10 protein-coding genes and 1 tRNA gene are annotated in these 9,226 nt (G+C 70.7%); 9 read left to right on the top strand and 2 right to left on the bottom strand.

Features of this window, described 5'->3' with window-relative positions; all coding sequences use genetic code 11:
- Positions 1–95: 95 nt before the first annotated feature.
- Together IH44_RS0101230 and IH44_RS0101225 are read right to left on the bottom strand one after the other, a co-directional pair.
- The gene (locus IH44_RS0101230) at positions 96–1,124 is read right to left on the bottom strand and encodes an adenosine deaminase (protein WP_030457457.1); all 1,029 of its coding nucleotides are present in this window, start codon (positions 1,122–1,124) and stop codon (positions 96–98) included.
- A gap of 93 nt (positions 1,125–1,217) precedes the next feature.
- On the bottom strand, positions 1,218–2,456 hold the full coding sequence (locus IH44_RS0101225) for a pyridoxal phosphate-dependent aminotransferase (protein WP_030457456.1): 1,239 nt from the start codon (positions 2,454–2,456) through the stop codon (positions 1,218–1,220).
- Between the two features lie 309 nt (positions 2,457–2,765).
- Here IH44_RS0101225 and IH44_RS0101220 point away from each other — a divergent pair.
- From IH44_RS0101220 to rplL, 9 genes are all read left to right on the top strand, one after another.
- Positions 2,766–2,838 (top strand) — tRNA-Trp (locus tag IH44_RS0101220).
- Between the two features lie 140 nt (positions 2,839–2,978).
- Positions 2,979–3,341, top strand: a complete 363-nt coding sequence (secE, locus tag IH44_RS0101215) for a preprotein translocase subunit SecE (protein WP_030457455.1) — start codon at positions 2,979–2,981, stop codon at positions 3,339–3,341.
- 178 nt (positions 3,342–3,519) lie between these two features.
- The gene (gene nusG, locus IH44_RS0101210) at positions 3,520–4,413 is read left to right on the top strand and encodes a transcription termination/antitermination protein NusG (protein ID WP_030457454.1); all 894 of its coding nucleotides are present in this window, start codon (positions 3,520–3,522) and stop codon (positions 4,411–4,413) included.
- 166 nt (positions 4,414–4,579) lie between these two features.
- On the top strand, positions 4,580–5,014 hold the full coding sequence (gene rplK, locus IH44_RS0101205) for a 50S ribosomal protein L11 (protein WP_030457453.1): 435 nt from the start codon (positions 4,580–4,582) through the stop codon (positions 5,012–5,014).
- 77 nt (positions 5,015–5,091) lie between these two features.
- A complete protein-coding gene (gene rplA / locus IH44_RS0101200) occupies positions 5,092–5,814 on the top strand; it encodes a 50S ribosomal protein L1 (RefSeq protein ID WP_014136322.1) in 723 nt (240 codons plus the stop codon).
- A 161-nt stretch (positions 5,815–5,975) separates the two neighbouring features.
- Complete coding sequence (locus tag IH44_RS0101195) at positions 5,976–6,818, top strand: hypothetical protein (RefSeq protein WP_157852049.1); 843 nt, start codon at positions 5,976–5,978, stop codon at positions 6,816–6,818.
- A gap of 102 nt (positions 6,819–6,920) precedes the next feature.
- The gene (locus IH44_RS0101190; protein WP_030457451.1) at positions 6,921–7,721 is read left to right on the top strand and encodes a hypothetical protein; all 801 of its coding nucleotides are present in this window, start codon (positions 6,921–6,923) and stop codon (positions 7,719–7,721) included.
- A gap of 314 nt (positions 7,722–8,035) precedes the next feature.
- On the top strand, positions 8,036–8,590 hold the full coding sequence (gene rplJ / locus IH44_RS0101185) for a 50S ribosomal protein L10 (RefSeq protein ID WP_014136320.1): 555 nt from the start codon (positions 8,036–8,038) through the stop codon (positions 8,588–8,590).
- A gap of 83 nt (positions 8,591–8,673) precedes the next feature.
- Positions 8,674–9,057 carry a 50S ribosomal protein L7/L12 gene (rplL, locus tag IH44_RS0101180; RefSeq protein WP_030457450.1) on the top strand — a complete coding sequence of 128 codons (384 nt, stop codon included), beginning with the start codon at positions 8,674–8,676 and terminating at the stop codon, positions 9,055–9,057.
- The last annotated feature ends 169 nt before the right edge of the window (positions 9,058–9,226 follow it).

The following is a 9,226-nucleotide window of genomic DNA, read 5'->3' as shown; positions in this document are numbered from 1 at the left end:
CTGTCAGTTGCACTCGCGTCACACCACACGATCTACCGAACCAAGGGCCACCACGAGAGCGAAACCCGCAAATTGATCACAACCAGATACACGCCCTAGACCGGTTCCTCCACCAGCCAGGCGTCGACCTCGCCGAGCAGTTCCTTCACCACGTGCTCGGGGGCCCGCGAGGAGCGGATCGACTGGCGGGCGAGCTCGGCCAGCTCGGCGTCGGTGAAGGCGTGCGACTCGCGGGCCAGGGCGTACTGGTCGGCCAGCCGGGAGCCGAACAGCAGCGGGTCGTCGGCGCCCAGGGCGAGCGGGACGCCGGCCTCGAAGAGCGCGCGCAGCGGGACCTGCCCGGGGGCGTCGTAGACGCCGAGCGCGACGTTGGAGGCCGGGCAGACCTCGCAGGTGACCTGCCGGTCGGCGAGGCGCTGGAGCAGCCGCGGGTCCTCGGCGGCGCGCACGCCGTGGCCGATCCGGGCGGCGCCCAGGTCGTCCAGGCAGTCCCGGACCGACTCAGGCCCGGCCAGCTCGCCGCCGTGCGGGGCCGCGATCAGCCCGCCGTTGCGGGCGATGGCGAAGGCCCGGTCGAAGTCCCGGGCCAGACCGCGGCGCTCGTCGTTGGACAGGCCGAAGCCGATCACGCCCTGGTCGGCGTACCGGACGGCGAGCCGGGCCAGCGTCCGGGCGTCCATCGGGGACTTCATCCGGTTCGCCGCGACCAGCACCCGGATCCCGACGCCGGTCGCCTCGGACGCCTCCCGGACGGCGTCCAGGACCAGCTCCAGGGTCGGGGTCAGGCCGCCGAGCAGCGGTGCGTACGAGGTCGGGTCGACCTGGATCTCCAGCCAGCGGGAGCCGTCGGCGCGCTCGTCCTCGGCGGTCTCCAGGACCAGCCGGCGGATGTCGGACTCGTCGCGCAGGCAGGAGCGGGCGGTGTCGTAGAGCCGCTGGAAGCGGAACCAGCCGCGCTCGTCGGTGGCCCGGAGCTTGGGCGGGTGCTCGGAGCTGAGCGCCTCGGGCAGCCGGATGCCGTGCTTGTCGGCGAGTTCGAGCAGCGTCGCGGGGCGCATCGAACCGGTGAAGTGCAGGTGCAGATGGGCCTTCGGCAGGCTCCGGACATCACGCAGGCGATCCATTCACCGATCCTGCCGCAAAACCCCCCGGAACAGGAACCGCCCCCCGCACATCGCCCGAAGGGGTGAGGTGCGGGGGGCGGCCGTGACGGTCCGTCAGTCGCGGGCCTCGGACAGCAGCTTCTGCATCCGGCTGACGCCCTCGACCAGATCGGCGTCGCCCAGCGCGTAGGACAGCCGCAGGTAGCCGGGGGTGCCGAAGGCCTCGCCGGGGACGACCGCGACCTCGGCCTCGTCCAGGATCAGCGCGGCCAGCTCGGCCGAGGTCTGCGGGCGCTTGCCGCGGATCTCCTTGCCCAGCAGGCCCTTCACCGACGGGTAGGCGTAGAACGCGCCCTCCGGCTCGGGGCAGAGCACGCCCTCGATCTCGTTCAGCATCGCCACGATGGTGCGGCGGCGGCGGTCGAACGCGGTCTTCATCTCGTCCACCGCGGACAGGTCGCCGGCCACCGCGGCCAGCGCCGCGCGCTGCGCCACGTTGGAGACGTTCGAGGTGGCGTGCGACTGCAGGTTGGCGGCCGCGCTGACGACGTCCTTGGGGCCGATCAGCCAGCCCACCCGCCAGCCGGTCATGGCGTAGGTCTTGGCCACGCCGTTGACCACGATGCACTTGTCGGCCAGCTCGGGCAGCAGGGCCGGCAGCGAGGTGAAGGTCGCGTCGCCGTACACCAGGTGCTCGTAGATCTCGTCGGTGAGCACCCACAGGCCGTGCTCCAGCGCCCAGCGGCCGATCGCCTCGGCCTCGGCCTCGGTGTACACCGCGCCGGTCGGGTTGGACGGCGAGACGAACAGCACCACCTTGGTGTTGGCGGTGCGGGCGGCCTCCAGCTGCGCCACCGAGACCTTGTAGCCGGTGGTCTCGTCGGAGAGCACCTCGACGGGGGTGCCGCCGGCCAGCTTCACGGCCTCCGGGTAGGTGGTCCAGTACGGCGCCGGGATGATCACCTCGTCGCCCGGGTCGAGGATCGCGGCGAAGGCGTTGTAGATCGCCTGCTTGCCGCCGTTGGTCACCAGCACCTGCGAGGCGTCCACCTGGTAGCCGGAGTCGCGCAGCGTCTTGGCGGCGATCGCGGCCTTCAGCTCCGGCAGGCCGGCGGCCGGGGTGTAGCGGTGGTTCGCCGGGTCCTGGCAGGCGGCGACGGCGGCGTCCACGACGTAGCCGGGGGTCGGGAAGTCGGGCTCGCCGGCGCCGAAGCCGATCACCGGACGCCCGGCGGCCTTGAGGGCCTTGGCCTTGGCGTCGACGGCGAGGGTCGCGGACTCGGCGATGGCGCCGACCCGGGCGGAGACCCGGCGGTTCGCGGGGGACAGGTTCTCGGGGGTGGGTGCGCTCATGCCTGAATGCTCCCAGACCCCACGGGCGGCGGGCATCGCGGTTTCAGCAGGAGTACAGGGGTGTTCCAGCGACCGTCCCGCGGACCCGGACGATCTCGGGCGGAAGCCGATCGAAGCCGGAGGATCTCGGGCGGACGGCGTCGAAAGTCGGCGAATGTGGATCTCGGTGAATGAGGTTCGACCAATCGGCGAAGAACCCGTACACTCACTGCTCGATGGCTCCCGAAGTGCGGATCCTTCGGCCGGGTACACCACACGGCCGGTCGGATGCGGTAGGTTGGGGGCCGCACCGGAACCGCGAGGTTCCGTAGGGCACTAGCTCAATTGGTAGAGCACCGGTCTCCAAAACCGGCGGTTGGGGGTTCGAGTCCCTCGTGCCCTGCTGCTCGATCTGTGCCAAGCCCGTTCGCTCCGCAGAGCGAGCGGGCTTGATGCGGAGAGGGCCCCACCCAGCACAGCTTTCGCCGGACAGCCCGTGCACCAGGCACGGGCCTCCGCAGGACCGGATTCAGGTGAGGACGAGTGACGGAGACCACGGGCTCCACCGCAACGCCTGAGAGCGGCAACCCCGAGGGGACCGAAGGCGCCGCGGACGGTGCGACCGCCGAGGACGGCAAGCTCTCCCGGCGCGAGCGCCGGCGGGCCAACAAGGCGTCCGGCGGCGAGGGGAAGAAGTCCGGCAAGCGGGCGAAGAAGGGCCTGTTCGCCCGGACCGCGATCTTCTACCGCCAGATCATCGCCGAGCTCCGCAAGGTGGTCTGGCCCACCCGCAGCCAGCTGATCCAGTACACCACCGTCGTGGTGACCTTCGTGATCGTGATGATGCTGCTGGTTGCCGGCCTCGACTGGGTCTTCGCCAAGGGTGCCTTCTGGATCTTCGGCTGACGTCCGATCCGGCAGAAAACCGCCGGGACCCCGCAGGTCCCGCACCGCATACCTCACCCCGACCCGGGCCGAATCCTTCGGCCCGGGTCGAGCTGTCGGCGCGAAGGACAGCGGGCGACTACCGTTGAGTCGGTACTGTTGAGGTATCCGTTCCACAACCAGGAAAGAAGCAGCGACCGTGTCTGAGTCCCCCCTGTACGACGCCGACGAGACCGTCCGCGAGGCGGATGTCGCCGCCGAGCTGGACGCGGCCGAGGCTGCCGACGTCGAGACCGCCGACGTCGAGACCGCTGAGGAGATCGTGGACGAGGCGGACGCCGAGGAGGACGAGGTCGAGGCCGCCGACGAGCTGGAGGCGGGGGAGCCCGCCGAGGCCGCCGCCGTGCACGAGGTGGACGAGGCCGAGGCCGCCGACGTCGAGACCGCCGAGGTCGAGGAAGAGGCCGAGGCCGCCGAGGAGGTCGAGAGCGACCCGGTCGCCGAGTTCCGCGAGCAGCTGCGCCGCGCCCCCGGCGAGTGGTACGTCATCCACACCTACGCCGGCTACGAGAACCGGGTGAAGCAGAACCTGGAGCAGCGCTCCGTCTCGCTGAACGTCGAGGACTACATCTTCGAGTCCCAGGTTCCGCAGGAGGAGGTCGTCCAGATCAAGAACGGCGACCGCAAGACCATCCGGCAGAACAAGCTCCCCGGCTACGTGCTGGTCCGGATGGACCTCACCCCGGAGTCCTGGGGCGTCGTGCGCAACACCCCCGGTGTCACCGGCTTCGTCGGCAACGCCTACGACCCGTACCCGCTGACCCTGGACGAGGTCGTCAAGATGCTCGCCCCCGACGTGGAGCGCGCCGCCGCCAAGGAGGCCGGCAAGGCCTCGCCGGTGCGCCCGGTCGAGGTGCAGGTGCTGGACTTCGAGGTCGGCGACTCGGTCACCGTCACCGACGGTCCGTTCGCCACCCTGCAGGCGACCATCAACGAGATCAACCCCGACTCGAAGAAGGTCAAGGGCCTGGTGGAGATCTTCGGCCGGGAGACCCCGGTCGAGCTCTCCTTCGACCAGATCCAGAAGAACTGATCCACGTACTCAGGTTCCGGGGCGGGGGCGAAGGCCCCCGCCCCGGAACCGTTTTGGTCCAGCGCCGCCTCAGCGGTTAGCCTGGTCCGATGTGTGCCTTGGCAGCCGGGTTTCGCCCCGGGGCCGGGCGCATCAGCACTCACCTCTCGGAAGGACCCGGAGAGAAATGCCTCCCAAGAAGAAGAAGGTCACGGGGCTTATCAAGCTCCAGATCAACGCCGGTGCGGCCAACCCGGCGCCGCCGGTCGGCCCCGCGCTCGGCCAGCACGGCGTCAACATCATGGAGTTCTGCAAGGCGTACAACGCGGCCACCGAGTCGCAGCGCGGCATGATCGTGCCGGTGGAGATCACGGTCTACGACGACCGCTCCTTCACCTTCGTCACGAAGACCCCGCCGGCTGCGCGCCTCATCCTGAAGGCCGCGGGCATCGACAAGGGCTCCAAGGAGCCGCACAAGACCAAGGTCGCCAAGCTGACCTCGGCCCAGGTGCGCGAGATCGCCACCACCAAGATGCCCGACCTGAACGCCAACGACCTGGACGCGGCGGAGAAGATCATCGCCGGCACCGCCCGGTCGATGGGCATCACCGTCGAGGGCTGACCAGCCCGTACGTCCCCCGTGGTAGGGCCAGCGCGGCCCGCGACTACCACGAACTCCATTAATCACCAGGAGCAGCAGTGAAGCGCAGCAAGGCCCTCAAGGCCGCGGACGCCCAGGTCGACCGCGCCCGGATCTACGCCCCGCTCGAGGCCGTCCGCCTCGCCAAGGCGACCTCCACCACCAAGTTCGACGGCACCGTCGAGGTCGCCATGCGTCTGGGCGTCGACCCGCGCAAGGCCGACCAGATGGTCCGCAGCACCGTCATCCTCCCGCACGGCACCGGTAAGACCGCTCGGGTCCTGGTCTTCGCGAACGGTGAGCGTGCCGAGGCCGCGCGTGCCGCGGGCGCCGACATCGTCGGCTCCGACGAGCTGATCGACGAGGTCGCCAAGGGCCGTCTGGACTTCGACGCCGTCGTCGCCACCCCGGACCTCATGGGCAAGGTCGGCCGCCTGGGCCGCGTGCTCGGTCCCCGTGGCCTGATGCCGAACCCGAAGACCGGCACCGTGACCCCGGACGTCGCCAAGGCCGTCAACGACATCAAGGGCGGCAAGATCGAGTTCCGCGTCGACAAGCACTCGAACCTGCACCTGATCATCGGCAAGACCTCGTTCTCCGACGAGCAGCTGGTCGAGAACTACGCCGCGGCGCTGGACGAGGTCCTCCGGGCCAAGCCGTCCGCCGCCAAGGGCCGCTACATCAAGAAGATCGCCTTCTCCACCACGATCGGCCCCGGCATCCAGGTGGACCCGAACCGCACCCGCAACCTCCTCGTCGAGGAGGACCCGGCGGCGGTCTGACCCCGAGTCAGTTCCCCACGCGGTCAACGCTTCACCGGGCCCGCACCCCTTCGGGGGTGCGGGCCCGGTGGCGTTCGGAAACGGTTTGCGCGGGCGGCGGAGCGGTTCGGTAGAGTCCAGGGTCGTCATCAGGATGAGAATCCGATTAGAGGGGGACCTCCGTGCGCGCACTGCGTACCGTTGCCGTGGCCTGTCTGGCCCTCGGCGCCTTGACCGCCTGCAGCAGCTCCGGCTCGACCGGTTCGACGGGGGGCTCCGGCAGCTCGCAGGCCGCCTCCGCCCCGGCGGCCGACGGCGCGGGCAAGGGCGGCTCGAAGCTCGCCCCCAAGGAGGCCCTGCTCGCCGCGGCCGCGGTCATGGACAAGGCCGGCAGCGCCAAGCTGACCGTCAAGGGCGGCGGCAGCGACGGCACCGCCGACTACGTCTGGAAGTCCCCGTCCTCCTTCCTCATGCACACCACGCAGGAGGGCAAGCAGGTCGACGTCCTGTTCGCCGGCGACCAGATGTACATCGGGGCCACCCCCGAGATGGCCGCCGTGGCCAAGGGCAAGAAGTGGATGTCGCTCAGCGCCAAGGACTCCTCGGGCGCGGTGGGCAACGAGGCCGGCGCCTTCGCCTCGATGATGCAGCTGATGAACCCGTCGGTGCAGCTGGTCGCCGCCTCCCAGAACGCCACCCTGGTCGGCACCGAGACGGTGGCCGGCCAGAGCGCCACCCACTACCGCAGCGACATCAAGGTGGACGAGCTGGTCGCCAAGATGCAGCTCGACGCGGCGACCAAGGCCCAGGTGCTGGCCGAGCTCAAGAAGAAGGGCTCCAGCTCCACCGTCGACCTGTGGGTCAACGGCAAGGGCGAGCTGGTCCAGCAGTCCAGCGCCAGCCTGACGGCCGACAGCGGCAGCACCCCCGGCGTGGTCACCTACGGCGACCTGGGCAGCGTCAAGGCCACCCCGGCCCCGGCCGCCTCCGAGGTCTTCTCCCTCACCGACCTGATGCAGCAGTAGGCCCGGCCCGGCCCGTGTCCCGGGGGCGGCTCCGGGACGCGGGCGGACCGCATGGCATCGTGGGAGGGACCGGACGGCGGGGAACGGCAGGAGGAGGGACCGATGGCGGCACCGGCGCGTTGGGCCGCGGCCCTGCTGGCGGCCGTCCTGCTGGCCGGCACGGCCACCGCCTGCACCGGCTCGGGCACCGCAGCCGACCCCGCCTCCCCGTCCAGCCCGACCCCGTCCACCGGGGAGGCCAGCCCGACCGACCGCTCCCCGCACGGGGTGCTGCTCTCCGCGCAGCTGGTGCTGCACGACGCCCGGCGCGCCGAGTACACGGCGGTGCTCGGCGGCGAGGACGCCAAGGGCGCGCTGTTCTGGGCGCCCAAGACGGTGCTGAAGTACCAGGCCGAGGGGGTGGGCCGGACCCTGGTGGTGCTGGACACCTCCGCCTACCTGGGCGGCGACCCGGGGACCGCGGCCCGGCTCGGCGGCCCGCACTGGCAGAAGTTCTCCGACGGCCGGATCCCGTACGGCGGCCTGATCGACCGGCTCAGCCCGGTGGTCGCGGTCGCCGCCGCGGCGGCCGCGGACGAGCCGCGGCTGATCGGCGAGGAGAAGCTGCTCGACACCACCGTCGAGCACTACCGGGTCACGGTGAGCGCCGCCCGGTACGCCGCCGCGCAGAACCAGCTCGACCAGGGCCGGCGGCAGGCGCTGGAGGCCGCGCTCGGCCCCGGCGACGTGGTGCTCGACCTCTGGCTCGACGACCGCGACCAGCTGGTCCGGCTGCGCCGGGCCGCCGCCGAGGTGGACACCGTCGACTACACCGGGTTCGGCAGTTCCGCGATCTCGGTGCAGGCCCCCGCGGAGGCCGACACCGCGCCCGGCGCCGGCGCCAGCCCGCCGCCGCTCCCGTAGGGCGGGGCCGTTTCCGGAAGCCGATTTGGCCAAACCCGTTTCGTCCCGTTACGCTGGCCGAGCCAAAGACCGCTGGTTGTCGCCGTTCCCCGCGAGGGCGGACGGTACCGAAGGGTCCGCACCCGTTGCGGATCGCCCGCGCAGGTTGTGGAGCAGAGTGAAGATCTCCGGACCGTTCACGGTCCGTCGAGGTCATTGCAAGCCCCGTGCGCCTGCGCGCCGGGGCTTCTTCGCTTCCTGGGGTCCGCGGCGTTGGATGGTCGACTTCTCGAAGGTCGGCCCGACTTCGACATCACGGAAGGAGGCGTAAGCCTATGGCCAGGCCCGACAAGGCTGCCGACGTCGCCGAGATCACGGACAAGTTCCGTGCCTCCAGCGCCGCCGTTCTGACCGAGTACCGCGGTCTCACGGTGAAGCAGCTGAAGACGCTTCGTCGCTCGCTCGGCGGCAACGCCGATTACGCCGTGGTGAAGAACACGCTGACCAAGATCGCGGCCAACGAGGCCGGGATCTCCGAGCTGGACGACCTGTTCGCCGGTCCGACGGCTGTCGCCTTCGTCACCGGTGACCCGGTGGAGTCGGCGAAGGCTCTGCGTGACTTCGCCAAGGAGAACCCTGCTCTCATCATCAAGGGCGGTGTCCTTGACGGTAAGGCGCTGTCCGCCGATGAGATCAAGAAGCTCGCGGACCTCGAGTCCCGCGAGGTGCTGCTCGCCAAGCTGGCGGGTGCCCTGAAGGCCAAGCCCTCCCAGGCTGCCGCCGTCTTCCAGGCGCTCCCGTCCAAGCTCGTGCGCACCGTTGAGGCGCTGCGCGAGAAGGTCGAGCAGGGCGGTGCCGGTACTCCGGCTCCCGCCGAGGACGCGGAGTAACCACTCCCGTCCCAGCGGGCCCGTAAGCACGCCCGCCAACCCGTACATCCGGCACCTGCCGATTTAGTGGAAGGACGCCAATCATGGCGAAGCTCAGCACCGAGGACCTGCTCGAGCAGTTCGAGGGCATGACCCTGATCGAGCTCTCCGAGTTCGTCAAGGCCTTCGAGGACAAGTTCGACGTCACCGCCGCCGCCCCGGTCGCCGTTGCCGGCGTTGCCGGCCCGGGCGCCGTCGCCGAGGCCGTCGAGGAGCAGGACGAGTTCGACGTCATCCTCGACGGTGCCGGCGACAAGAAGATCCAGGTCATCAAGGAGGTGCGCGCCCTCACCTCCCTCGGCCTGAAGGAGGCCAAGGACCTCGTCGACACCGCCGGTGCGAAGGTTCTGGAGAAGGTCGCCAAGGACGTCGCCGAGAAGGCGAAGGCCCAGCTCGAGGGCGCCGGCGCCAAGGTCACCGTCAAGTGACTCGTTCCTCTCTCTGAGAGGTGCTCTTCCGGCCGGGCCGGCCACCCTTCGGGGTGGCCGGCCCGGCCTGCTCGCGTTCCGGGCCGGGGCGCCCGGGTTGCTCCCGATGGCCCACGCCGGACTCGGCTCCTGTCGGCGGCCGGGAGTAGGGTGATCGCTGTCGTCGGCC

The sequence above is a fragment of the Kitasatospora sp. NRRL B-11411 genome (assembly GCF_000721345.1).
Lineage (GTDB): Bacteria > Actinomycetota > Actinomycetes > Streptomycetales > Streptomycetaceae > Kitasatospora > Kitasatospora cineracea.
The sequence above is the reverse complement of the archived record's forward strand: the minus strand, read 5'-3'. Positions and strand labels throughout refer to the sequence as shown.

Bases quoted from the DNA above. Each gene is read 5' to 3' on its own strand.
- rplJ (WP_014136320.1), top strand. From the start codon at position 8,036: ATGGCCAGGCCCGACAAGGCTGCCGACGTCGCCGAGATCACGGACAAG.
- IH44_RS0101225 (WP_030457456.1), bottom strand. From the start codon at position 2,456: ATGAGCGCACCCACCCCCGAGAACCTGTCCCCCGCGAACCGCCGGGTC.
- rplK (WP_030457453.1), top strand. From the start codon at position 4,580: ATGCCTCCCAAGAAGAAGAAGGTCACGGGGCTTATCAAGCTCCAGATC.
- IH44_RS0101230 (WP_030457457.1), bottom strand. From the start codon at position 1,124: ATGGATCGCCTGCGTGATGTCCGGAGCCTGCCGAAGGCCCATCTGCAC.
- IH44_RS0101190 (WP_030457451.1), top strand. From the start codon at position 6,921: ATGGCGGCACCGGCGCGTTGGGCCGCGGCCCTGCTGGCGGCCGTCCTG.
- rplL (WP_030457450.1), top strand. From the start codon at position 8,674: ATGGCGAAGCTCAGCACCGAGGACCTGCTCGAGCAGTTCGAGGGCATG.